Here is a 23,400-nt window from a genome sequence, read left to right as displayed (position 1 = left end):
AGCCCCGGAAACAGTTTTCGAGATGGATGCGGCTCAGAGTTTCGGGTTGAGCAGCGCGTCGATCTTGGGGTCTTTCATGTTGGCCTTGGTCACCAGATTGGCACCGGTGTCGACATTGGCTTCGACCTTCTCGCCCTTCGAGGCGGCGAGTGCGGTCTTGATGCCGTCATAGCCCATCCGGTAGGGGTCCTGGACGACGAGGCCGGAGATGACGCCGTCATTGAGGAACTTGATCAGCTTCTCGTCGCTGTCGAAGCCGATCAGCCCGACCTTACCGGCAAGGTTGTTCTCGGCGATCGCCTGGCCGACGCCCTGCGCCATGATCAGGTTGGACGCGAAGATGCCCTTGAGGTCCGGGTTGGCGGTGATCAGGTCGGTGGCGATGTTGAGGCCGGTGGTGGCCTGGCCGTCGGCATACTTGTCGGCAACCAGTTCAAGGCCTGGATATTTGGCCTTGAGCTGCTCCTTGAAGCCCTGTGCGCGCTGTTCGAGCGAGCCGGCGCCGGGCAGTGCGGTGATCAGCGCAACCTTGCCCTCGACCTTGCCACCATTGGCGGCGCCGATGGCAGCGGCAAGACCGTCAGCTGCGACACGGCCGCCCTGGACGTTGTCGGTGGTCAGGAACGAGGTGAAGGCCTTGGAGTCGGCGCCGGAGTCGATGCCGATGACCTTGACCTTGGTGGCGGCCTCGTCGATCGGCTTGCCGAGCGCCTTGGCCTCGGTCGGGGCGATGACGACGGCAGCCGGGTTGCCGGCAACGGCGTTCTCGAGGATCGAGATCTGGCCGTTGACGTCCGTCTCAGCCTGGGCGCCGAGTTCCGGCACGTTGACGCCGAGATCCTTGCCGGCCTTGCGGGCGCCGGCCAGAACGATCTGCCAATAGAAGGACGTGGTGTCCTTGACGATGATCGGAATGGTCACATCCGCCGCCGAAGCCGGCGCCGTGTGCAGCGCACCGGCAAGCATCGAGGCGGCAGCGAGCGCGACGAGCGAGCGGCGGTTGAGAATGCTGGTCACAAATTTCATGAGGGTTCCTCCCTAGATCGCCCGGTGAAGGTTACGGAAGCTCCATTCGGATAGGCGCGGCCCAAACAGAACTTTATCAATAAAAAACAGTTACCGCTTTTTGATAGTGCATCGATCCAGCCGACGCAAGCGGTGTTTCATATCGGCCTGCGCATGGCTCGGCGGAGAAGCCTCCTTGCCGATCCTCAATGCCACGTCCAGACGCTCCCGATCCTCCTTGATTGCAATGGAATATTAATTCCATTGTCTAGTCAATATGGAATGTTCATTCTTTCTTGAGAATCACATGATCATCGTCATCCGAGTTCCTGAACGACGGTGTAAGGAGCATATTTTGCGAATTCCGTTTGCGGCACCTCGACGTCGAACAGGTCGAGATTGCGTGTCAGATTGGCGGCTTTGGCTGTTCCGGTCAGTACGCTGGCCACGACCGGTTCGTGCAACGGGAACTGCAGCGCGGCCGCCGCCAGCGGATAGCCACCCTCGGTGGCGATTTTCTCCATCGCGCCGACGCGCTCCAAGATGTCCTCCGTCGCCGGCACATAGTCGAAATGCGCGCCATGTACGGGGCCGGTCGCCAGGATGCCGGAGTTGAAGACGCCGCCTATGATCAGCGAAGTCTGCCGCTGCCGGCAGAGCGGCAAAAGGTCGGCCTCAGCCGAGCGATCGAGCAGCGAATAGCGGCTGGCGAGCAGGATGCAGTCGAGCGGGGCTTCGCGCAGCACGTCGAGACAGATTTGCACCTCGTTGACGCCGAGCCCATAGGCGGAAATGACGCCGGACGATTTCAGCTCTTCCAGAGCCTTCAAGCCGCCATCCATCAGCTGGCGAAAATGCACTTTCGTCTTCTCGACACCATGCGTGTAGGTGCCGATGTCGTGAACAAACAGGATGTCTATCCGGTTTAGCCCGAGCCGCGCATAGGAGAACTCGACCGAGCGCATGATGCCGTCATAGGAATAGTCGTAGTCGAGCGCGAAAGGCAGCGGGTCGACATAGGAATGATCGGGAACCTGATCTTCCGGCACGGGGCGAAACAGGCGCCCGACCTTGGTCGACAGAACATAGGAGTCTCGCGGCTTGTAGCGCAGGAAATCACCGGTCCGCCGTTCCGACAGGCCGAAGCCATAGAAGGGAGCGGTGTCGAAATAGCGCAAGCCGGCTTCCCAAGCGGTCTGCAGCGTCTCCATCGCCGCCTCGCGCGGGCAGGCCCGGTAGAGGCCGCCGATCGCCGCCCCACCGAAGCTTATCTCGGTGACCTCGAGCGCAGTTGTGCCGATGCGGCGTTTGTCCATCCAAAGCCTCCCCTTGCGGACTCACTTTTGCAGCCCGTAGTTTTTTGGTCAGTGTTTTAGAGCGTTGCGCCGAGGTGCCACGGCACGAATTCGTTGTCGCCGTAGCCGAACGCCTCGCTCTTGGTCTTGCGGCCCGATGCCGTCTCGACGATCAGTTCGAACAGCTCGCGACCCATGCCGGCGATGGTCTTTTCACCCGAGGCGATGACGCCGCAATTGACGTCCATGTCCTCTTCCATCTGGTGGTACATGGTCGAGTTGGTGGCGACCTTGATCGACGGCGTCGGCCGGCAGCCGAAGCAGGAGCCGCGGCCGGTGGTGAAGACGATGATGTTAGCGCCGCCCGCCACTTGGCCGGTCGCCGAGACCGGGTCGTAGCCGGGCGTGTCCATGAACACCAGGCCGCTGCCGGTGACCTTCTCGGCATAGCCGAAGACGCCGTTGAGCGGCGTCTGGCCGCCCTTGGCGACCGCACCCAGCGACTTCTCCAGAATGGTGGTCAGGCCGCCGCGCTTATTGCCGGGCGAAGGGTTGTTGTCGATCGAGGCACCATGCTTGGCGACGTGATCTTCCCACCACTTGACGAAACCGTCGAGTTTCTTGGCGATCTCCGGCGTTGCCGCGCGATAGGCGAGCAGATGCTCGGCGCCATAGATCTCCGTCGTCTCGGACAGGATGCCGATGCCGCCGACGCCGGCCAGGATATCGACGGCCGCACCAAGTGCTGGATTGGCCGTGATGCCCGACATGCCGTCGGAGCCACCACATTGCAGGCCGACAACGATCTCGCTGACCGGGATCGGCTCACGCTGCAATGTGCCGACTTCCTCGGCGATCTCGGCGAGCACGCCCATCGCCTTCTCCACCGATTTGCGCGAGCCGCCGGCGTCCTGGATGTTGAAATGGCGTTTTCCGGCGGCCGCGCCCTTCTGGCCATAAAGGGTGAGCTGGTTGACCTCGCAGCCGAGGCCCACCATCAGCACGCCGCCGAAATTCGGATGGCGGGTGTAGCCGGCCAGCGTGCGATGCAGCACCATCATGCCGTCGCCGGTGGCGCTCATGCCGCAGCCCTGGCCATGGACGATCGGCACGAAGCCGTCGATGCCCGGATATTTCGGCAAGAGCGTGCGGTTGGCTTCGTCGGCAATGGCATGGCAGACGGTGGCCGAGCAATTGACGCTGGCAATGATGCCGATGAAGTTGCGGGTGCCGGCGCGGCCATCGGCGCGGCGGTAGCCCATGAAGGTGCGGGCGCGATCGGCTGCCGTCGCGTGTTCGGCCTCGCTCGGCGGCACCACCGGCAGGCGGCCGCTCTCGAAAACCAGATTGTGCGAATGGACATGCTCGCCGGGCGCGATGTCCTGCGTGGCACGGCCAATGGCCTGGGCATACTTGACCACCGCCTCGCCGGCGGCGATAGGCTTGATCGCCACCTTGTGGCCGGGCTCGATCAAGGCCGTGGCGACGGCGCCGCCGGGCAGAGCGGTGCCGATCTCGATGCGGCCATTGGCGACCGCGACATTGTCGGCGGGAGACAGAAGAATGCTGTTCGAGGCGTTCACGGGCAGTTTCCTGGGTCTGTTCCTGGGGGATGCGCGGATTGACACGCGTCTGTTTCCATATAATGTCTTTTATCGGGAAAAAACATTTGTGCGTCAATTGTTTTTTCAGGAGGAGACCATGCATCCGATGGACGCGTGGGTTGTAGAGAGCCGCGTCTGACACGCAAAGCGTTTTGCTTTGCCGGGTCATGCGCTAGGAAACATCTGTGATATCGCGCTTCAAGCCAGCCATAGCAAGCGCCGGCGCGCAACGGGCCAGGGATGTCGAAGAGCAACAACGTCTACAAGGACGCTTACAACAGGGGTCTGCGGCTGCTCGATGAAACGCAGAGCCTGCCGTCGGAGCCGGAGCTTGGCACTCTGCTTGGGGTCAGCCGCACCACCGTGCGCACCATCCTGGCGCGCATGGAAGAAACCGGCCTGATCGCTTGGAACAAGCGCAACAAAACGGTGCTCAGGGCGCCGAAGCCGGACGATTTCTTCCCCGAGGAAGAGACCGACACGCTGGCGCAGATCATCGAGCGCTCGTTCATGCGCAGGCTGCTCGTCGGCGGCGCCGAGGCCGGTATGCAGATCAACGAACTCGAACTGGCGCGCGAGATCGGTGTTGGCACCACCAGCGTGCGCGAATTCCTGATCCGATTCTCGCGCTTCGGCCTGATCGAGAAGCGGCGCAACAGCCATTGGGTGCTGAAAGGCTTTACGCGCGCCTTCGCGCTCGAACTCACCGAAATCCGCGAGATGTTCGAGATACGCTCGGCGGCGGCCTTTGCGGCGCTGCCGCAAGACAGCCCGGTGTGGGCCGACCTCGACCGCCTGGAGGACGAGCACCGGCTACTGGCCAGCGAGATCGCCACCCGCTTCAACGAATTCTCGGAGCTCGACGAGCGCTTTCACCGGCTGATCCACCGCGCCTCGCACAATCGCTTCATTGTCGATTTCTACGACGTCATCGCCATGATCTTCCACTACCACTACCAGTGGAACAAGGCGCAGGAGCGCGAGCGCAACGAAGTCGCGGTTGGCGAGCATCTCGCCTATATCGCAGCCCTGAAATCGCGCGATCTCGGCAAGGTCGATGCCGCCTGCCGCAAACATCTGAAGTCGGCGCGCAACACGTTGCTGACCTCGATTCCGGAAATCGGTCGGATCGCTTCTTAACGCGCCGCGTTGCCGCAGCGATGATTTGGCGATTTTCCGGCCGCGTGGCGCGTGCTAGACATCTGCCGTTGCTGCGTGAAGAGGCAGGTTTCTTGAACATCCGGCGCCAAAGATGGAGCATGACGGCCGTGTTTGTCGCGGCCTGTGTGTTGCTGCTCCAGTCGACGCTCGGCGCCTTTGCCTTCGGCACGGCGCCGGATGCCTCGCAGCTCGACGCCTTCGGCAACGTTATCTGCACCCATGAGGGAGCGGTCCAGCTTCCCGGCGGCGATCCACACCAGCAGCATATGCCGGCATGCTGCATGCTTGGCTGCAGCATGGCCTCGGTTGCCTATGCGCCGCCGCCCGGTGTCGGCGTGACGCCGGTCAGCCTGTCCTTCGAAACTGTTTCCTTTGTCGTTCCGATAACCAGGCATCTCGATTTCACACGCGAGCGTTCTCCGGCCAATCCACGCGCTCCGCCGCTTATGGCCTGAAACTGCGGCATCTCGCGTAACCTGCGCGAGCGACAATCATCCAATGACCGATATCGTTCGCGACCGGCAACGGCGCGACCTCATATTCATGGAGCCTCCCCATGCCCCGTTTACTTCGTGCCGCCGCGTTGCGCCGCAGCACGCCTTTCTTCCGCACGATCGAGCAGCGTCTCGGCAGCGTGGTCTTCGCCTTCGCGCTGTTGTTCGTCGGCGCACACTCCGTCCTTGCGCATGAGTTCAAGGCCGGCGACATCGAGATCGAGCATCCCTGGTCGCGCGCCACGCCGGCCGGCGCCAAGGTCGCCGGCGGCTATTTCACCATCGTCAACAAGGGCAGCGCGCCGGACCGGCTGCTGTCGATTGCCTCCGACATTTCGGGCAAAGCCGAACTGCACGAAATGGGGGTGAAGGATGGTGTCATGACCATGCGCCCGGTCGACGGCGGCCTGGACATCCCGGCGGGCGGCAAGGTGACGCTGGGACCCGGCGCCTACCACATAATGTTCATGGATCTGAAGCAGCCGCCCAAAGAGGGCCAGATGTTTGCCGCCACGCTGACCTTCGAGAAAGCTGGAGCGGTGACCGTCGAGTTTGCCGTGCAAGCCATAGGCAGCGCTCCGCCCCATGAAGACAACGACTGACCAATTATTGCCAACCGATTTTTCGAGAGGGACCATCATGAACAGATATCTTTTGCCCGCCGTTGCATGTCTCGTCCTGGGGACAAGTGCCGCCTTCGCCCATATCACGCTCGAAACCCAGGAAGCGCCGGTCGGCTCGACCTACAAGGCTGTGCTGCGGGTGCCGCATGGCTGCGACGGCAAGGCGACGATTGCCGTGCGCGTGCAGATCCCGGAAGGGGTGATCGGGGTGAAGCCGATGCCCAAGCCCGGCTGGACGCTGCAGGTCAAGAACGGCAAATACGAGAAATCCTACCAGCTCTATGGCGAGGCGGTGAAGTCGGGCGTCAAGGAGGTCGACTGGAGTGGCGGCAGCCTGCCGGATGAATTTTATGACGAATTCGTCTTCCGCGGCACGCTGGCCGCCGATCTGCCGGTCGGCCAAAAACTCTATTTTCCGGTGGTGCAGGAATGCGATGGCGCCACTACGCGTTGGATAGAGATTCCGGCTGCTGGCCAGGATGAGGATGCGCTGGAAGATCCGGCGCCCGGCCTCAACCTGCTGCCCAAGAAGTGATGCATTGGTGGCGCGCTGCTTCGAAGCGGCGCGCCACTGTTTTGATGGATGGCATGAGCGTGGCCTGTTTCCAGCGGATAGAACGGACAGTCGGCAGGTGCTTTGGCCTGCTGGCCACGATCCTGCTTCTTGCCGTCCTCGCCACGCCAAACCAGGCCCTTGCCCATGCGGCGCTGATCAAGGCCGACCCGGCCGACGGCGCTGTGCTGGCGCAAACGCCTACGCAATTTTCGCTGACCTTCAGCGAGCCGGTGTCGCCGCTGGTGCTGACGCTGGTGTGGCCCGACGGTACGCCTGTCGCGCTGACCTCTTCCCGGCTCAGCGACCAGACGGTCGAGATCGACAATCCGCAAAAGCTCGGGCCGGGCACGCATGTCTTGAGCTGGCGGGTGATTTCCGCCGACGGCCATCCGGTCGGCGGCTCGGTGCTGTTTTCCGTCGGCGCGCCAAGCGCGGCGCCGGCAGTGGCGGAAGCTGTCGACATGGATTTGCGGTCGGCGATCTGGACCGGCAAGGTTCTTCTCTACATCGGGCTTTTCCTCGGCGTCGGCGGCGCCTTCGCGCTGACATGGCTGGCGCAAGGTGTGCGCTCAGGCCAGCGTTTCGTCATTGCCGCCATGCTGTGCGGCCTGGTCGCAGCACCCCTGTCGCTCGGGTTCCAGGGGCTGGATGCGCTGGGCGCGCCCCTTGCCCGGCTGGCACAACCGGTGGTCTGGCGGACCGGGCTCGGCACCAGCTTCGGCTGGACGGTGCTGATTTCGCTGGCGGCGCTCGGGCTAGGCCTTTTGTCGCTGGTCGGGCCGCGCGCTGGCGCCAGGCCGCTGGCGCTCGCCGGACTTGTGGGTGTCGGCGCAGCCCTTGCCGCCAGCGGCCATGCGAGTGCTGCCGAGCCGCAATGGCTGACGCGGCCGATGGTGTTTCTGCACGGCACCGGCATCGCCTTCTGGGCCGGAGCGCTGCTGCCGCTCGGTCTGGCGCTAAACAGCCAATCGGCAGAGGCCGGCGCGTTTCTGCGGCGGTTTTCACGCACGATCATGCCTGTGGTGGCGATGCTTGCCGCCGCGGGCATCGTGCTCGCAATCATCCAGGTGCAGACGCCGGCGGCACTCGTCAACACCGCCTATGGCCGGCTGCTGCTGATCAAGCTGGCGCTGCTGGTGTTTCTGTTCACGCTGGCAGCGGTCAATCGCTGGCGGCTTACCGCCTTGGCCGAGGCCGGAGCGACGGAGGTGCGGCGCCGGCTGAGCCGCTCGATCTCAGTCGAAATGCTGATCGTGCTCCTGATCTTCGGCGTTGCCGCTGGCTGGCGCTTCACGCCGCCGCCACGGGCGTTGGCGATCGCTGCGGCGCAGCCGACATCGACCCATATCCACACGCTGAAGGCGATGGCCGACATCGACATCACGCCTGGCCATGCCGGACAGGTTGCTGCCTCCATCGTCATCATGGACGGGGATTTCGGACAGCTCGACGCCAAGGAAGTGACGCTGGTGCTGTCCAAGCCCGATTCCGGCATCGAGCCGATAAAACGGCCGGCAACCAAACCCGGCGACGGCACCTGGCGGGTCGACAATCTCGTCATCCCGGTACCCGGGCGCTGGACGGCGCGGCTCGACATTTTGGTTTCGGACTTCGACATCGTGAAGATCGAGGCGCCTATCGATATCCGGCCGTAAAGTCGGACTGCCATACGGCACCGCGCGAGTTGGGCGCGACAATCCACCCAACACAAATCGGCGAGGCGGTTGACGCGGCCCGAAAGGGCCGTCAATCATCCCCGCAAATCGCGGGCTCAAACAAACAAAATTCGAAAACAGGGAAGAAACGATGGAAAAAGCCGAAATCGGCCTGATCGGCCTTGGCACGATGGGCTCCAACCTGGCGCTCAACATTGCCGAGCACGGGCACCGCATCGCCGTCTTCAACCGCACCAAGGCGCGCACCGATGCCTTCCTTGAGAGCGCCGGTGCACTCAGGGACAGGGTGGTGCCCTGCTACAGCCTCGAGGAACTCGCCGAAGCCATCCGGCCGCCGCGTCCGATCATCATCATGGTGCTGGCCGGCAAGCCGGTCGACGAGCAGATCGAAGCGCTGCGCGGCGTGCTGTCGGCCAACGACATCGTCATCGATGCCGGCAACGCCAATTTCCGCGATACGATGCGGCGCTTTTCCGAATTGTCGGGCTCGGGCCTGACCTTCATCGGCATGGGTGTGTCCGGCGGCGAGGAAGGCGCGCGCCACGGGCCGTCGATCATGGTCGGCGGCACCGAAGAATCCTGGAAGCGCGTCGAAAGCGTGCTGACCGCGATCTCGGCCAAATTCAAGGACGAACCGTGCGCTGCCTGGCTCGGCACCGACGGCGCCGGGCATTTCGTGAAAACCATCCACAACGGCATCGAATATGCCGACATGCAGATGATCGCCGAGATCTACGGCATTTTGCGTGACGGCCTCGGCATGGGGCCGAAGGAGATAGGCAAGGTCTTCGAAGACTGGAACAAGGGTCGGCTCGATTCGTATTTGATCGAGATCACCGCCAAGGTGCTGGCCGCCGACGATCCGAAGACCGGCAAGCCGGTGGTCGACATCATCCTCGACCGCGCCGGCCAGAAAGGCACCGGCAAATGGTCTGTCATCGAGGCGCAGCAGCTCGGCATTCCGGCAACGGCGATCGAAGCGGCGGTGGCGGCCCGTGTGCTGTCGTCGATCAAGGATGAGCGCCAGGCTGCGGAAAAGGCCTATGGCAATATCGGCGTGACCAAGATCTCCGGCGACAAGGCGGCACTTCTGAAAGACCTGGAGCTGGCGTTGCTCGCCGGCAAGATCGCTGCTTATGCGCAAGGTTTCGCGGTGATGAGCGGCGCTTCGAAGGAGTTCAACTGGAACCTGCCGATGCCGACCATCGCCAAGATCTGGCGCGCCGGCTGCATCATCCGTTCGCAGATGCTCGACACCATGGCGGAAGCCTTCGGCTCCGGCGGTGCATCCACCAACCTTTTGATGGCGCCGGCCTTCATCGCCATGATGCAGGAGGCGCATCCGTCGCTCCGGCGCATCGTCGCCAAGGCTTCCGAGGCCGGCTCGCCCGTGCCGGCGCTGGCGTCGGCGCTTGCGTATTTCGACAGCTACCGCCAGGGCCGCGGCACCTCGAACCTGATCCAGGCGCAGCGCGATTTCTTCGGCGCGCACGGTTTCGAACGCATCCGCGAGCAGGGGGCTTTCCACGGTCCATGGGGCAGCGGCGCGGCGGGTTAATCGGCCGTAGGGTTGCGATAAGCGACGACGTCGCCCGGCTTGACCACGGTCTGCAAAGAGCCGGGTGCCACGCCGCCTATCCAGCCCAGCACGGCGCGGGCAAGTTCGGTGCCTGCCAAGCGGAAGTCTTCGTTGACGATCAGCAACTCCCGGCGGAACAAATGCAGCAGTTCCGACGACTGCTTGGATACGACATCGACGTCGCGGCCGAGTTTCAGGCCCGCATCCTCGATGCCGGCTACGATGGCCAGCGTCGCGGCGGCGGCGCTGCTGACGAAACCGTCCGGCCTCACGTCGCGGCGCATCAGCTGCGCGGTCCGTGTCCTGATCTGATCGATCGACTGGTCGATTGAAACGGTGTTGAACGGCACTTCGCTGGCGTCAACCTCGCCCAGCGCATCGGCAAAGCCGTTCACCGTGTGGCCGTAATAGGTGAGCCCCACAGGCGGTGTCACCAGCGCCAGCCGGCGCCGGCCGATGCCGGCCAGATGGCGCACCGCCTCGGCGGCGAAGGCGTAGTTGTCGAAGTCATGATAGGGGTGCACCAGCCCCATATCGGTGCGGCCATGCGTGGCAAAGGGTATGCCGCGCTCGAGCATGTAGCGGGCGCGCGGATCGTTGGGCTGCGTGCGTGAGATGATGACACCGTCGGCCGAGCCGGACTCGACCAGATACTTCACCGGATCCAGCGGATCCTGCGAGCGCGAATAGGGCGTGACGATCAGGTGATAGGGCGTGTCTGCAATCACCTCCGAGACGCCGTAGATGATGTCGGAGACAAAGCTCATGATCTCGCGCTCGGTGTTGAGCACGAGGCTGATGACGTTGGTCTTGCCGGTTCTGAGGCGCACGCCGGCGCGGTTCGGCCGGTAGCCGATCTGTCTGGCGACGAGCTGAACGCGGCGCCTGGTCTCGGCGCCGATCTCGGGCGCATCTTTCAGCGCCCGCGAGACGGTGGTGACGCCGAGCCCGGTCATGAAGGCGAGCGTCTTTAGCGTCGGCCGCTCATGTGCCGACGCCTCGTCGTCCTTGTCCGTCTGGTCCCTGTCCATTCGTCCCGCCCCGTCAGGCGCATAGCAGCCGCCGGACCAGCCGACAATCGCTTCGATGACGATGTGGCACGGCCGTTCACCCGCCGAGCTTCAATATACTGAAACGTTACAGATTGCCAACATTGAGCCGCGCGGGTCTCTCAAGCCATGGTTTTGGACAGGGTTTTCGCGGCCAGGAACGTTGCGCGACCAATCAGGTTCGAGACGGTTTTCTTGCACTGCAGCATGATTTTGCAGCGCAACAGCCGGTTTTGCGCGGAGTTTGCCGACTTGCACGCAATGAATTTGTTCGCGCCTCGAAAAAATATTGGGCCGTGTTTACCTCAGGGGTTGCACGCACCGCACAATTGCCGTATCGAAAATCTGTAACGTTTCAGATTCTGGGAGGAACCGAAATGCGCTATAAACTTTTGACCGCTGCTCTTGCCGCGACGGCCGCGCTGCAATTTGCCGGCCCGGCAGCCGCGACCGACCTAGAAGTCACCCATTGGTGGACGTCGGGCGGTGAGGCGGCGGCGGTTGCGGAACTCGCCAAGGCCTTTGATGCCACCGGCAACCACTGGGTCGACGGCGCCATCGCCGGGTCCGGCGGCACGGCGCGGCCAATCATGATCAGCCGCATCACCGGCGGCGATCCGATGGGCGCCACCCAGTTCAACCACGGCCGGCAGGCGGAAGAACTGGTGCAGGCCGGCCTGATGCGCGACCTCACCGATGTCGCCACCAAGGGCAAGTGGACGGAAATCGTGCGGCCGAAGAGCCTGCTCGACAGCTGCACCATCGACGGCAAGATCTATTGCGTACCGGTCAACATCCATTCCTGGCAGTGGCTGTGGCTGTCGAACGAGGCCTTCGAAAAGGCCGGCGTGCCGCTGCCGAAGGACTGGAATGAATTCGTCGCGGCTGCGCCCGCGCTGGAAAAAGCCGGCATCATCCCGCTCGCCGTCGGCGGACAGGCCTGGCAGTCCTCCGGCGCCTTCGACGTGCTGCTGGCGGCCGTGGGCGGCACCGACGCGTTCCTCAAGGTCTACAAGGACAAGGACGCCAAATTCGCCGCCGGACCCGAGATCGCCAAGGTCTTCAAGGCCGCCGACGATGCCCGCAAGATGGCCAAGAACACCAATGTCCAGGACTGGAACCAGGCGACCAATCTGGTCATCACCGGCAAGGCCGGCGGCCAGATCATGGGCGACTGGGCGCAGGGCGAATTCCAGGTTGCCGGCAAGGTCGCCGGCAAGGACTACACCTGCCTGCCGGGCCTTGGTTTGAACGAAGTCATCGCCACCGGCGGCGACGCTTTCTACTTCCCGCTGCTCAAGGATGCCGACAAGTCCAAGGCGCAGGAAGTGCTGGCCGAAACGCTGCTCGATCCCAAGACGCAGGTCGCCTTCAACCTCAAGAAGGGTTCGTTGCCGGTACGCGGCGACGTCGACTTGAACGCCGCCAATGACTGCATGAAGAAGGGCCTCGCCATCCTCGCCAAGGGTGCCGTCATCCCATGGACGGACCAGTTGATGTCGCAGGACACCCAGAAGCAGAAGGAAGATCTCTTCGCCGAATTCTTCGCCAAGCCGGACATGACGGTGGAAGAGGCGCAGAAGCGCTTCGCCGACCTCATCGCGGCGGCAGACTGACGTTGGAGGCAATCCACCTCGCTCCCGGCCTTGCCACAAGCAGGGCCGGGATCGCAACGCCCTTACCCAGCCGGCTGACGATATGAGCAAGAGCGAACGCCCCACCCCGCTGTTCCGCAACCTCAATGCGAAGGTCGCCTCGATCCCGATGATCCTCACCGCGTCGGTGGTCTTCGTTGGCGGCACGTTGTGGACGGTGCTCTATTCCTTCACCAATTCGAAGCTCTTGCCGCGGCTGAATTTTGTCGGACTCGATCAGTACTACCGGCTGTGGTCGACACCGCGCTGGCTGATCTCGATCGAGAATCTGTTGATCTACGGCGCGATCTCGCTGGTGTTCTCGCTGGTCATCGGCTTCCTGCTTGCCGCACTTCTCGATCAGAAGATCCGCTTCGAGGACACGTTCCGCACTATCTTCCTCTACCCATTCGCGCTTTCCTTCATCGTCACCGGCCTTGTGTGGCAGTGGCTGCTCAATCCGGATTTCGGCATCCAGCGTGTGGTGCGGGACCTCGGCTGGACGAGCTTCAGCTTCGACCCGCTCTATAATTCCAGCATCGTCATCTACGGCATTTCGATCGCGGCGCTGTGGCAAGGCACCGGTCTCATCATGTGCCTGATGCTGGCCGGCCTGCGCGGCATTGATGAGGACATATGGAAGGCGGCGCGGGTCGACGGGATTCCAATGTGGAAGACCTATCTGTTCATAGTCATTCCGATGATGCGGCCGGTCTTCATCACCACGCTGGTCATCATCGCCTCGGGCATCGTCAAGGTCTACGACCTCGTCGTCGCCCAGACCAGCGGCGGTCCGGGCATCGCCTCCGAAGTGCCGGCGAAGTATGTCTACGACTACATGTTCTTCGCCCAGAATCTCGGCCAGGGCTTTGCCGCCTCGACCATGATGCTGCTCTCGGTGGTGATCGTCGTCGTGCCGTGGGCCTATCTCGAATTTGGAGGCCGGAAGCGTGGCTGACCAGGCCGTCTCCTTGCCCGCCGGCGCGGGTGCCATCGGGCGCGAAGCCTTGGGGCCGAGCGGACCAAAGCCGCGGCATGTCTTCTCGCGCCGCAACATCTTCCTCTATGGCACGCTGTTCGTGATGGCGGTCTACTATTTGCTGCCGCTCTACGTGATGGTTGTCACTTCGCTCAAGGGCATGCCCGAGATCCGGCTCGGCAACATCTTTTCGCCGCCGCTCGAAATCACCTTCGAGCCGTGGGTCAAGGCGTGGGCGACGGCCTGCACCGGCCTCAATTGCGACGGGCTTTCGCGCGGCTTCTGGAATTCGGTGCGCATCACCGTCCCCTCGGTGCTGCTGTCGATCGCGATTGCCTCGGTCAACGGCTATGCGCTCGCCAACTGGCGCTTCAAGGGCGCCGACACATTCTTCGTCATCCTGATCGTCGGCGCCTTCATCCCCTACCAGGTGATGATCTATCCGATCGTCATCATCCTGCGCGAGATCGGCCTCTATGGCAGCCTGAGCGGGCTGGTGATCGTGCACTCGATCTTCGGCATGCCGATCCTGACGCTGCTGTTCCGCAACTATTTCGCCTCGATGCCGGAAGAGCTGTTCCGGGCGGCGCGTGTCGACGGCGCCGGCTTCTGGGGCATCTTCCTGCGCATCATGGCGCCGATGTCACTGCCGATCTTCGTCGTCGCCATCATCCTGCAGGTCACCGGCATCTGGAACGACTTCCTGTTCGGCGTCGTCTACACCCGCCCCGACACCTATCCGATGACGGTGCAACTCAACAACATCGTCAATTCGGTACAAGGCGTGAAGGAGTACAACGTCAACATGGCCGCAACCATCCTGACCGGCCTTGTGCCACTCATCGTCTACTTCATCTCCGGCAAGCTTTTCGTGCGCGGCATCGCCGCCGGCGCGGTGAAAGGGTGATGGCGATGACGGCAGCCAACGGCACCAGCGTTTCGATCCAGGATCTGTCGCTCAATTTCGGCTCTGTGTCGGTGTTGCAGACGCTCAACCTCGATGTCGCCGAGGGCGAGTTCATCGTGCTGCTCGGTCCCTCGGGCTGCGGCAAGTCGACCTTGCTCAACTGCATCGCCGGGCTGCTCGACATTTCCGATGGCCGCATCTTCATCAAGGGCAAGAACGTCACCTGGGAGGAGCCAAAGGACCGCGGCATCGGCATGGTGTTCCAGTCCTATGCGCTCTACCCGCAGATGACGGTGGAGAAGAACCTGTCCTTCGGCCTGCGCGTTGCCGGCGTGCCCAGGGACGAGATCGCCAAGCGCATCGCGCGCGCCGCGGAGATCCTGCAGATCGAGCCGCTGCTGCAGCGCAAGCCGGCGGCATTGTCCGGCGGCCAGCGCCAGCGCGTGGCGATCGGGCGGGCGCTGGTGCGCGACGTCGACGTCTTCCTGTTCGACGAGCCGCTGTCCAATCTCGATGCCAAGCTGCGCGCCGAGCTGCGGGTCGAGATCAAGCTTCTGCACCGCAATCTGCAGAACACCATGATCTACGTCACCCACGACCAGATCGAGGCAATGACGCTGGCCGATCGCATTGCGGTGATGAAAGGCGGCGTCATCCAGCAGCTCGATGCGCCGCAGACGATCTACAACCGCCCGGTCAACCGCTTCGTCGCCGGCTTCCTCGGCTCGCCGGCGATGAATTTCCTTGAAGGGGAACTGGAGGCCGGTCCGACGTTCAAGACGGACGGTGTTTCGGTGCCGCTTGAGCGCTATGCCTTTGACGGTACGGAGCGCCCCACCGGCGCTTGCGTGCTCGGCATCCGGCCCGAACACATCGCCTTCGGTGACGCGGCGAAGTCGATGCCGTTTTCCGCCAGCGGTTCCGTCGAGATCGTCGAGCCGATGGGTTCCGACACGCTGGTGTGGACCAAGCTCGGCGGCCGCAACCTTTCGTTCCGCGTCGAGGCGGAAAGGACGCTGCGCAGCGGCGATCCGGTCCAATTCGGTTTCGATCCGGCGCGCGCCTCGCTGTTCGACGCGGCGACCGGCAATCGCCTGTAATTTTTGAAAATCATCCCAATCACATCCCCCAAGAACGATCCCCCAAGACCCACCACCCAAGAAACGGATAAAGACGATGAACTGGTCATTCCAACTCTACAGCGCCCGCAATTTTCTGCCCTGGGACGGCATCCTCAAAATGCTGGGCAAGGTCGGCTACAAGGAAGTCGAAGGCTTCGGCGGCGTCTATGACGACCCCAAGGCGTTCCGCGCCGAGCTCGACAAGAACGGGCTTGCGATGCCGACCGGGCATTTCTCGATCGATGCGCTGGAGAACGACTTCGACGGCGTGCGCAAAACGGCCGACGCGCTCGGCATCACGCTGGTCATCTGCCCCTATCTCATGGCCGAACAGCGGCCGGCCGATGCCGCCGGCTGGCGCGGCTTTGGCGAGCGCCTTGCCAAGGTCGGCGAAACCGCAAAAAAGGCCGGTTACGGCTTTGCCTGGCACAACCATGATTTCGAGTTCAAGAAACTCGCCGACGGCTCGGTGCCGCAGGATCATATTCTGTCGGCCGCGCCCGACATCGGCTGGGAGATGGATGTCGCCTGGGTGATCCGCGGCGGCGTCGATCCGTTACCGTGGATCGAAAAGCACGGCAAGCGCATCAGCGCCGTCCATGTCAAGGACATGGCCAAAGCAGGCGAAGGGCTTGACGAGGATGGTTGGTCGGATGTCGGCCACGGCACCATTGACTGGGCCGGCCTGATCAAGACACTGCGCGCCAAGAGCGCGGCCAAATATTACGTCATGGAACAGGACAACCCCAACGACATCGATCGCTTCGCCAGCCGCTCGCTCGCTTCCGTCAAGGCTTACTAGGAACAATCATCATGGCAAAGAAACTGGGTATCGGCGTCATCGGCTGCGGCAACATCTCGAAGGCGTATTTCTCGCTGGCGCCGCTGTTTCGGGGCATCGAGATGCGCGCTTGCGCCGACATCAACATGGACGCGGCGAAGGCACGGGCGAAAGAATTCAAGCTGCGCGCCGAGACTGTCGACGAACTGCTCAAGGACGACGAGATCGACATCATCGTCAACCTGACCATCCCCGCCGTGCACTACGACGTGTCCAAGCAGATCCTCGACGCCGGCAAGCATGTCTATTCGGAAAAGCCGTTCGTGCTGTCGATCAAGGAAGGGCTCGACCTGAAGAGCCGCGCCGAGAAGAAGGGTCTGCGCATCGGCTCGGCCCCGGACACTTTCCTCGGCGGCGCGCACCAACTGGTGCGCAACCTCATCGACAATGGCACGCTGGGCAGGATCACCAGCGGCACTTGCCATGTCATGGGTCACGGCATGGAGCACTGGCACCCCAACCCGGATTTCTTCTTCCAGCCGGGCGCCGGGCCGGTGCTCGACATCGGACCGTACTACATTACCAACCTGATCCAGCTGATCGGCCCGGTGAAGCAGGTGGCGGCCGTTGCGACCACGCCTGCCAAGGAACGCACCATCAGCTCAAAGCCGCGTGCGGGTGAAAAGATCCCGGTCAACACGCCGACGACCATCCATGGCCTGCTCGAGTTCGAGAACGGCGCGGTGATCACCCTCAACACCAGCTGGGACGTCTGGAGCCATGGCCATGCGCCGATGGAACTCTATGGCGAGGCGGGTACGGTCTATGTGCCGGATCCGAATTTCTTCGGTGGCGACGTGCGCATCACCGAGGCTGCCAAGCCGGTGAAGAAACTGCCGAAATGGAAGCATCCGTTCGGCGTGCCGAACGAAATGCACGGGCAGGGCATGATGGCCAATTACCGCACCGCAGGCCTTGCCGACATGGCGCTGGCAATCGCCGAGGGCCGGCCGCACCGCTGCTCGATGGAACTGGCACTGCATGCGGTCGACGTCATGACCGGGCTGTTGCGGTCGGGCGAGACCGGCAAGTTCGTCACCATGCAGACCACCTGCGAGCGGCCGGCTGCACTCGGCGTCAAGGACGCAAAAGGGCTGTTGGCGAAGAAGAAATGAGGTAGAAGGGTGTCGGCGCGCTCGCGCCGACACCCATTCAATCCAGGATATGTACCCATGCGCTGGCAGCCGGCTGAAAACCGCTATGAGAAAATGGTCTATAACAGGTGCGGGCGATCCGGCCTGAAGCTGCCGGCGATCTCGCTCGGCCTGTGGCACAATTTCGGTAACGACACGCCGCACAAGACCAAGCAGGCGATTGCGCGCAAGGCCTTCGATCTCGGCATCACCCATTTCGATCTCGCCAACAATTACGGCCCGCCGCCCGGCTCGGCCGAGATCGCCTTCGGCGACATATTGCGCACCGATTTCGCCGGCTATCGCGACGAGCTGATCATCTCGACAAAGGCCGGCTACGAGATGTGGGCCGGTCCTTACGGCGAATGGGGCAGCCGCAAATATGTGCTGGCCAGCCTCGACCAGAGCCTCAAGCGGATGGGGCTCGACTATGTCGACATCTTCTATTCGCACCGCTTCGACCCGGACACGCCGCTGGAAGAAACGATGGGCGCGCTCGACCATGCGGTGCGTTCAGGCAAGGCGCTCTATGCCGGCATCTCGTCCTACAATTCGCAGCGCACGCGCGAGGCGGCCGACATATTGAAGCAGCTCGGCACGCCCTGCATCATCCATCAGCCGAGCTATTCGATGCTCAACCGCTGGGTCGAAGAGGATGGGCTGCTCGATACGCTGGAAGGGCTCGGCGTCGGCTCGATCGTGTTCTCGCCGCTGGCGCAAGGCATGCTGACCGACAAATATCTCGGCGGCATCCCCGAGGGCAGCCGCGCTGCCCAAGGCAAGTCGTTGCGGCCCGCCTTCATCAATGACAAGACCATCGCCAACATCAAGGCGCTGAATGCGATCGCCGGCAAGCGTGGCCAGACGCTGGCGCAGATGGCGCTGGCCTGGGTGCTGCGCAAGGGCCGGGTGACCTCGGCTCTGATCGGCGCCAGCCGGCCCGAACAGGTCGAGGACTGCGTCGGTGCGCTTAAGGTGCTCGAGTTCAGCGACGCCGAGCTCGCCGAGATCGACACTTACGCGCGCGAGTCCGACATCAATCTGTGGGCGGCTTCGGCAGAGCGCAAAGGCCCGCCGAGGAAGTAAGCACAGCCGGCAAACGATACGAATCAAAACGGCGGGAGGATCCCGCCGTTTTGCATTTTCATGAGACGATGAACCGTTCTTGCCTCAGGGCTTCTTGGCGGTGCCGAGACCAGCCTTGGGCGCTGCCGCGGCGGCCGGAGCCGGGGTCTTCATCTTGGCTTCGATCCAGCCGGTGTAGTTGGCCAGCCGCGTGTAGATGCCGTAGGCGTTCTTGTGGCCGCAGGCGGCGGTGCCGTCGGACGGACCTTCGCCCCAGCTGACGACGCCGACCTGGACCGGACCGTCGGCGCCGGTCATGAACAGCGGCCCGCCGCTGTCGCCGTTGCAGGCGTCGCGTTCGCCGCTGTCGGTGCCGGCGCAGATCATATTGTTGGTAAGCGGATCGGACATATCGGCGGCAATCGCATTGGCGGCGGCATCGATGCCCTTTTCCGAATAACGCATGCGGTGCGAGAGGTCGCTGAGCGCCGCCTTGAGGTCGCGTGCATAGATCGACTTGATGCCGCTGTTGCAGGCAGCGCTCGGCTCGAGATCGAGATCGGCGACCATCAGCGCGGTCGGGAAGGTGCCGTCCTGCATCTTGCCCCAGCCGATGACCGTGGTCTTGCCGCTATCGGGCGTCGGCTCATTGGTGATTTTGATGACCGGCGCATCGGCGGGCTCGGCCAGCCGGAGCAGGCCGAGATCATTGTCCAGCGTCTGTTCGCTGTAGTTCTCGTTGACGATGACCTCGACCACCTTGTAGCGCTTGCCTTCGGTGAGATCGGTGGCGCCGGTTAGCACGGTCACCGTCTCGGGCGAAATCGGCCGGCCCTTGTCGTTGAGGCAGTGCGCCGCCGTCAGCACCCATTGCGGCGCGATCAGGCTGCCGCCGCAGAATTGCGCGTTCGGCTGTGAGGCCGGGCTGGGATCCAGCCGCGCGGTGGTCAGCAGCGCGACCTGGAATGGATAGGCGCCCTTGTCGGCTTCCTTGCCGCCATAGACGCGGTCGGCGCCGTCGGGGTTCTCGGCCTTGGCCTTGTCCCTGGCTTCGGCGACGCGTTGCATCGGCGAGACCGCCGCTTCCGACCTGGCGGCGGCGTCGGCCGCCTGCAGCGCGTTGACGGCGGGAAAAGCAGCCGCGATGCCCAACAGCGATGCAGCGGCGAGCGGCCTGAACCGATGGAAAATGTTCACCTTGAAACCTCCTGAGATGAAAATTGGCGGGCGATGCCAAGCTAGCGCAAAATCAGCCTGGGCGAACCGGTACGCCGCTCGCACCTTGCGCTATATCGAACGGCGCGCGAGCGGTCATAAAACCGAAACACCACTTTTGCTAATCGTGCCCCGCCGGGCAGAGCCCACCCAAACCCTATAGCCCCCCACGGGCTACGTGGAAGCGATTTGTCATTGCCAATGTTGGATTCTTTTAGGCAGTATATCGACGCGGGTGCGTTTGGCGGAGGACTTTAACGAGGCCGTCCGGAATGATGATCCGACACGGGCGGGTAACCAAACTGATTTTTTAACGCCACCACGATCTCGACAATATTTCTGTATTTTGATCCACTCCTTGCTGACTTTTGGGAGAGTCTCACCATGACAAAACTGACAAGCACTATCATTGCGTCCGCATTGCTATCCACCGCACTGTGGGCGATGCCCGCCTTCGCCGCCGATCCCGGCTCCGCGAATGCCGGCAACGGCGAAAGCATCCGCGATGTCGGGACGGGCGACTACCAGCCTGGCCGGGCAAAACCGATCGCGCCGCCGAAGCTGACCGAAGATGAAGCCAGCCGGGCAGCGCCGCTGACCGACGAGGCAACGGCGGTCAAATCCTATGGCATCGTCGGCCGTTCCGCCGATGGCAAGGACATCAAGATCGATGCCGGCGAGACGCTGAAGGACCTTGTCATCAAGGAACTGAATGCGCCGGCCAACGCACCGAATGTCGACAAGACGGGGCTGACGGGCGGCGACGAAGCCGGCCGCCAGGTGTTCGGGGCAGACGACCGCGAGCAGATCAAGAACACCAAGACCTACCCGTTCACCGCGATCGGCTATATCGAAGGCAAAGCCAAGAGCGGTTATGGCAGCTGCTCGGGGACCTTGATCGGCCCGCGCACGGTGCTCACCGCCGCGCATTGCCTCTACAGCAATGAAGACAAGGCCTGGCTCGACGACGTCATCTTCGTGCCGGCACTCAACGGCAACACCGCAGACGATGCACCGTTCGGCGCTTTCTCCTATGAGAGCGTCTACATCCTGCAGGGCTTCATCGACAATTATCAGGGCTACTACGGCTCGGTCATTCCGTGGGACCTCGGCATCATCACGCTGAAGCAGGATATCGGCACCAATCTCGGCTGGCTGGGCTATGCCAACTACGAGAACCTGGGCGATTTCACCGCCAATATCGTCGGGTATCCCGGCGACAAGCCGATGGGCACGATGTGGAAGGCGACCTGCGAAGTGCAGGCCGAAAACATCGGCGTGGAGTATTTCCAATACGACTGCGACACCTATCCGGGGTCGAGCGGCAGCTCGGTCTACGCCTATGACAATGGCGCCAAGCAGCGCGTCGTCACCGGCGTAAACGTGGCTGAAAGCCCGAATGCCAACACCGCCGTGCGCCTGAACGCCGCCAACGTGCAGTGGATCAACAGCCTGTACAAATAGACCCGATCTTTCGCCGGCAAACAGCGGCGAGAACCGGCTATACCAAACCGGCGACGGGACCTTCCCGTCGCCGGTTTTTTGCATCGAAGTCGCTCCCTTGCACAGTTTTGCGGCGGCGCTTACGCTAGGTGATCCAAGGGGTTGGGAACGATGGCGCGGGCAGGAATGATCTTCGGGGTCAGGGCGATGGCGGCTGCATCCATGCTGGCCGCACTGACATGCTTTTCCGCTATGGCCGATCAAGGTGGCGCCTCGCCTGATGGCGCCTGGGCCGAGCGGGTGCAGATCCTCTACCAGAGCGATACGCGGTCGGTGCTGCGCAAGAACGTGCGGGTCTGGGATTTCCATCCGGAACTCGGTCTCGACTTCGTCTGGGAGCCGGCCGCCGGCCAGTCTCCGGACCGGACGGTCGCGGTCGACGGCACCGTCAACGGCAAGGGCAGGCTGGTCTGGCGCGTGCGCGGCTCCGCAAGTTATGACCCCAAGACCATCTATTCCAGTTACTCCGGCGAGATCAGGAATGGCCGGCCCGATGGGCAGGGCCGACTGGAACTGCGCTCAGGCGAGATACTCGACGGCCATTGGGTCGCCGGCCAGCTCGACGGCCATGGCATCCATATCGACGCCGACGGCAATCGCTATGAAGGGCAATTCACGACCGGCGTGCCGAATGGTAGCGGCCGGCTGGAGACGAAGACTGGCGAAATATTCGCCGGCTCATTTGCCGACGGGTTGAAGAACGGCAAGGGCCGCACCCGGCTGCCGGGCGGCACCGTCTACTGGTCGCAATGGGCGATGGGCAAGGAGATCGGTGGGGCGCGTCCCGACGTGCTGGCCGATGCCCGAGTGGGTGGGCTGCTGAAGGCGCAAACCGGCGGCGGCGCCGCAGACAAGGTCGAAATCGGCATTGCCGTCGACCAGCGCATGACGCAGCAGGCCGACATGCAGTACCAGAATCTGGTGCGCGACGAAGACATCGCGATCTATCCGATTTCGGACGAATACAACGATGCCTGGAACGGCACCGGGCAGGTTCGTACCGGCAATGTCTATGACGGCATGGATTGGGAGCAGGCGCCGGCCTTCGCCGAAGTCGACCTCAAGACCGCCGATCAGTCGCGGGTCAAGCTTGACAGCCTGGAAATGAAGGTAGCTTCCAGCGAAGCCTATCGCAAACCAATGCTGTCGATCAGCGAGCACTATGGCTGTGTCGGATTCCGCCCCGATTTCTCGATCGTCAACAATGGCTGGGGCGACGTCAAGGACATGAAGATGTCGATCCAGTTCACCAGGACTGACGAGGAAGACAACGTGACCGGCGAGCCGAGCCGCATGTTCACGAAGGACATCGGCAATTTCGGCGACGGCGTCGACGTCTCGGTCAAGAATGTGCTGTCCGAGGCCGGCGTCGATACGACCACGCTCGAGACCCAGCGCTTCACTTGCCCGTCGAGGGACGCGCTTGACGTCTGCCGCGCCCAGGTGGCCAACAAGGTCAAGTTCGGCGATGTTGCCGATTATATCAGCGGCAGCGTCGAGAAGATGAGCGTCACCGGGATCGGCAAGCTCGATTATTCCTGGGCCGACGATCAGGGTGCTGTCTACCAGCAGAGCGAGCCGTTTCGCGTCGTCGTTTCGCTGGTCAGCATCGAGGTTCCCGAATCGCTCGCCGAATGCGGCGATGGCGGCGGCGCTTCGCCCGAAGCGCTGCGCTACCAGAACATCGAATTTCCGATCGGCAAAACCGATTACAGCATCCCCATGCCGGTGCGCGGCAACAAGAACCTCGGTGCCTACACGGCGCGGCTAAAGATGTGGTCGTCGATGTCGTCGATCCATCGCTTCAGCATCGCCGCCCATTTCGCCGACGGCAGCACGCGCGAGAGCAAGCCCACCACATTCTTCTATTTCAAGCCGAAGCAGTCTCTGTTCGAAACCAGGACCAAGCCGGCGGTCTGCTACCTGCCGGCCGATCTGCAGGGCTGCTGAACCGTCGCTT

At 62.9% G+C, this 23,400-nt stretch carries 21 protein-coding genes; 16 read left to right on the top strand and 5 right to left on the bottom strand.

Annotated elements, in window-relative coordinates; all coding sequences use genetic code 11:
- Positions 1-33: 33 nt before the first annotated feature.
- From ACYHH6_RS32725 to ACYHH6_RS32715, 3 genes are all read right to left on the bottom strand, one after another.
- The gene (locus ACYHH6_RS32725; protein ID WP_112562796.1) at positions 34-1,026 is read right to left on the bottom strand and encodes an ABC transporter substrate-binding protein; all 993 of its coding nucleotides are present in this window, start codon (positions 1,024-1,026) and stop codon (positions 34-36) included.
- Positions 1,027-1,322: 296 nt separating this feature from the next.
- Positions 1,323-2,321 carry an aldo/keto reductase gene (locus ACYHH6_RS32720; protein ID WP_352585626.1) on the bottom strand — a complete coding sequence of 333 codons (999 nt, stop codon included), beginning with the start codon at positions 2,319-2,321 and terminating at the stop codon, positions 1,323-1,325.
- Positions 2,322-2,377: 56 nt separating this feature from the next.
- Positions 2,378-3,883 carry a UxaA family hydrolase gene (locus tag ACYHH6_RS32715; protein WP_352585627.1) on the bottom strand — a complete coding sequence of 502 codons (1,506 nt, stop codon included), beginning with the start codon at positions 3,881-3,883 and terminating at the stop codon, positions 2,378-2,380.
- On the opposite strand from ACYHH6_RS32715, the gene ACYHH6_RS32710 reads away from it, so the two are divergent.
- The 7 genes from ACYHH6_RS32710 (at position 3,864) to gndA (ending at position 9,972) form a co-directional block, all read left to right on the top strand.
- Positions 3,864-4,043, top strand: a complete 180-nt coding sequence (locus ACYHH6_RS32710; protein ID WP_352585629.1) for a hypothetical protein — start codon at positions 3,864-3,866, stop codon at positions 4,041-4,043. The two genes, ACYHH6_RS32715 and ACYHH6_RS32710, sit on opposite strands and share 20 nt — an antisense overlap.
- A 101-nt stretch (positions 4,044-4,144) precedes the next feature.
- A complete protein-coding gene (locus ACYHH6_RS32705) occupies positions 4,145-5,044 on the top strand; it encodes a GntR family transcriptional regulator (RefSeq protein WP_352561805.1) in 900 nt (299 codons plus the stop codon).
- 119 nt (positions 5,045-5,163) lie between these two features.
- A complete protein-coding gene (locus ACYHH6_RS32700; RefSeq protein WP_352585630.1) occupies positions 5,164-5,520 on the top strand; it encodes a DUF2946 family protein in 357 nt (118 codons plus the stop codon).
- A gap of 101 nt (positions 5,521-5,621) precedes the next feature.
- Positions 5,622-6,161 carry a copper chaperone PCu(A)C gene (locus tag ACYHH6_RS32695; RefSeq protein ID WP_352585632.1) on the top strand — a complete coding sequence of 180 codons (540 nt, stop codon included), beginning with the start codon at positions 5,622-5,624 and terminating at the stop codon, positions 6,159-6,161.
- Between the two features lie 37 nt (positions 6,162-6,198).
- Positions 6,199-6,717, top strand: a complete 519-nt coding sequence (locus ACYHH6_RS32690; RefSeq protein ID WP_352585634.1) for a YcnI family copper-binding membrane protein — start codon at positions 6,199-6,201, stop codon at positions 6,715-6,717.
- Positions 6,718-6,770: 53 nt separating this feature from the next.
- Complete coding sequence (locus ACYHH6_RS32685) at positions 6,771-8,393, top strand: copper resistance CopC/CopD family protein (RefSeq protein ID WP_352585636.1); 1,623 nt, start codon at positions 6,771-6,773, stop codon at positions 8,391-8,393.
- 151 nt (positions 8,394-8,544) lie between these two features.
- Complete coding sequence (gndA, locus tag ACYHH6_RS32680; RefSeq protein ID WP_352585637.1) at positions 8,545-9,972, top strand: NADP-dependent phosphogluconate dehydrogenase; 1,428 nt, start codon at positions 8,545-8,547, stop codon at positions 9,970-9,972.
- Here gndA and ACYHH6_RS32675 read toward each other — a convergent pair.
- Positions 9,969-11,024 carry a LacI family transcriptional regulator gene (locus ACYHH6_RS32675; RefSeq protein WP_352585638.1) on the bottom strand — a complete coding sequence of 352 codons (1,056 nt, stop codon included), beginning with the start codon at positions 11,022-11,024 and terminating at the stop codon, positions 9,969-9,971. The two genes, gndA and ACYHH6_RS32675, sit on opposite strands and share 4 nt — an antisense overlap.
- Before the next feature lie 395 nt (positions 11,025-11,419).
- Between ACYHH6_RS32675 and ACYHH6_RS32670 the strand changes: the two genes are divergently transcribed.
- The 7 genes from ACYHH6_RS32670 to mgrA all read left to right on the top strand — a co-directional run bounded on the left by ACYHH6_RS32670 (position 11,420) and on the right by mgrA (position 18,743).
- On the top strand, positions 11,420-12,658 hold the full coding sequence (locus ACYHH6_RS32670) for an ABC transporter substrate-binding protein (protein ID WP_352585640.1): 1,239 nt from the start codon (positions 11,420-11,422) through the stop codon (positions 12,656-12,658).
- A gap of 82 nt (positions 12,659-12,740) precedes the next feature.
- Positions 12,741-13,634, top strand: coding sequence for a carbohydrate ABC transporter permease (locus ACYHH6_RS32665; protein WP_352585642.1), 894 nt, complete (start codon positions 12,741-12,743; stop codon positions 13,632-13,634).
- A complete protein-coding gene (locus ACYHH6_RS32660; protein ID WP_352585643.1) occupies positions 13,627-14,562 on the top strand; it encodes a carbohydrate ABC transporter permease in 936 nt (311 codons plus the stop codon). The genes ACYHH6_RS32665 and ACYHH6_RS32660 overlap by 8 nt, the downstream gene beginning before the upstream one ends.
- Before the next feature lie 5 nt (positions 14,563-14,567).
- Complete coding sequence (locus ACYHH6_RS32655) at positions 14,568-15,662, top strand: ABC transporter ATP-binding protein (protein WP_352585645.1); 1,095 nt, start codon at positions 14,568-14,570, stop codon at positions 15,660-15,662.
- A 76-nt stretch (positions 15,663-15,738) separates the two neighbouring features.
- Positions 15,739-16,485: a sugar phosphate isomerase/epimerase family protein gene (locus ACYHH6_RS32650; RefSeq protein WP_352585647.1), complete on the top strand. Its 747-nt coding sequence runs from the start codon at positions 15,739-15,741 to the stop codon at positions 16,483-16,485.
- Between the two features lie 11 nt (positions 16,486-16,496).
- Positions 16,497-17,639, top strand: a complete 1,143-nt coding sequence (locus tag ACYHH6_RS32645) for a Gfo/Idh/MocA family protein (RefSeq protein WP_352585649.1) — start codon at positions 16,497-16,499, stop codon at positions 17,637-17,639.
- A 57-nt stretch (positions 17,640-17,696) separates the two neighbouring features.
- Positions 17,697-18,743, top strand: coding sequence for an L-glyceraldehyde 3-phosphate reductase (gene mgrA, locus ACYHH6_RS32640; RefSeq protein WP_352585650.1), 1,047 nt, complete (start codon positions 17,697-17,699; stop codon positions 18,741-18,743).
- Positions 18,744-18,827: 84 nt separating this feature from the next.
- Here mgrA and ACYHH6_RS32635 read toward each other — a convergent pair whose 3' ends face one another.
- The gene (locus ACYHH6_RS32635) at positions 18,828-19,919 is read right to left on the bottom strand and encodes a S1 family serine peptidase (protein ID WP_352585652.1); all 1,092 of its coding nucleotides are present in this window, start codon (positions 19,917-19,919) and stop codon (positions 18,828-18,830) included.
- 402 nt (positions 19,920-20,321) lie between these two features.
- Between ACYHH6_RS32635 and ACYHH6_RS32630 the strand changes: the two genes are divergently transcribed.
- Both ACYHH6_RS32630 and ACYHH6_RS32625 read left to right on the top strand, forming a co-directional pair.
- Positions 20,322-21,401: a trypsin-like serine peptidase gene (locus ACYHH6_RS32630; RefSeq protein WP_352585653.1), complete on the top strand. Its 1,080-nt coding sequence runs from the start codon at positions 20,322-20,324 to the stop codon at positions 21,399-21,401.
- A 150-nt stretch (positions 21,402-21,551) separates the two neighbouring features.
- Positions 21,552-23,390 carry an MORN repeat-containing protein gene (locus ACYHH6_RS32625; protein WP_352585655.1) on the top strand — a complete coding sequence of 613 codons (1,839 nt, stop codon included), beginning with the start codon at positions 21,552-21,554 and terminating at the stop codon, positions 23,388-23,390.
- The last annotated feature ends 10 nt before the right edge of the window (positions 23,391-23,400 follow it).

It is taken from the genome of Mesorhizobium sp. P171375, assembly GCF_057786075.1.
Note: the sequence above shows the minus strand (reverse complement) of the source record. Positions and strands in the feature narration are given on the sequence as shown.

Bases quoted from the DNA above. Each gene is read 5' to 3' on its own strand.
- ACYHH6_RS32650 (WP_352585647.1), top strand. From the start codon at position 15,739: ATGAACTGGTCATTCCAACTCTACAGCGCCCGCAATTTTCTGCCCTGG.
- ACYHH6_RS32700 (WP_352585630.1), top strand. From the start codon at position 5,164: ATGACGGCCGTGTTTGTCGCGGCCTGTGTGTTGCTGCTCCAGTCGACG.
- ACYHH6_RS32690 (WP_352585634.1), top strand. From the start codon at position 6,199: ATGAACAGATATCTTTTGCCCGCCGTTGCATGTCTCGTCCTGGGGACA.
- ACYHH6_RS32720 (WP_352585626.1), bottom strand. From the start codon at position 2,321: ATGGACAAACGCCGCATCGGCACAACTGCGCTCGAGGTCACCGAGATA.
- ACYHH6_RS32725 (WP_112562796.1), bottom strand. From the start codon at position 1,026: ATGAAATTTGTGACCAGCATTCTCAACCGCCGCTCGCTCGTCGCGCTC.
- gndA (WP_352585637.1), top strand. From the start codon at position 8,545: ATGGAAAAAGCCGAAATCGGCCTGATCGGCCTTGGCACGATGGGCTCC.
- ACYHH6_RS32630 (WP_352585653.1), top strand. From the start codon at position 20,322: ATGACAAAACTGACAAGCACTATCATTGCGTCCGCATTGCTATCCACC.
- ACYHH6_RS32670 (WP_352585640.1), top strand. From the start codon at position 11,420: ATGCGCTATAAACTTTTGACCGCTGCTCTTGCCGCGACGGCCGCGCTG.
- mgrA (WP_352585650.1), top strand. From the start codon at position 17,697: ATGCGCTGGCAGCCGGCTGAAAACCGCTATGAGAAAATGGTCTATAAC.
- ACYHH6_RS32665 (WP_352585642.1), top strand. From the start codon at position 12,741: ATGAGCAAGAGCGAACGCCCCACCCCGCTGTTCCGCAACCTCAATGCG.
- ACYHH6_RS32625 (WP_352585655.1), top strand. From the start codon at position 21,552: ATGGCGCGGGCAGGAATGATCTTCGGGGTCAGGGCGATGGCGGCTGCA.
- ACYHH6_RS32675 (WP_352585638.1), bottom strand. From the start codon at position 11,024: ATGGACAGGGACCAGACGGACAAGGACGACGAGGCGTCGGCACATGAG.
- ACYHH6_RS32705 (WP_352561805.1), top strand. From the start codon at position 4,145: ATGTCGAAGAGCAACAACGTCTACAAGGACGCTTACAACAGGGGTCTG.
- ACYHH6_RS32685 (WP_352585636.1), top strand. From the start codon at position 6,771: ATGAGCGTGGCCTGTTTCCAGCGGATAGAACGGACAGTCGGCAGGTGC.
- ACYHH6_RS32710 (WP_352585629.1), top strand. From the start codon at position 3,864: ATGCTGTTCGAGGCGTTCACGGGCAGTTTCCTGGGTCTGTTCCTGGGG.
- ACYHH6_RS32645 (WP_352585649.1), top strand. From the start codon at position 16,497: ATGGCAAAGAAACTGGGTATCGGCGTCATCGGCTGCGGCAACATCTCG.
- ACYHH6_RS32655 (WP_352585645.1), top strand. From the start codon at position 14,568: ATGACGGCAGCCAACGGCACCAGCGTTTCGATCCAGGATCTGTCGCTC.
- ACYHH6_RS32695 (WP_352585632.1), top strand. From the start codon at position 5,622: ATGCCCCGTTTACTTCGTGCCGCCGCGTTGCGCCGCAGCACGCCTTTC.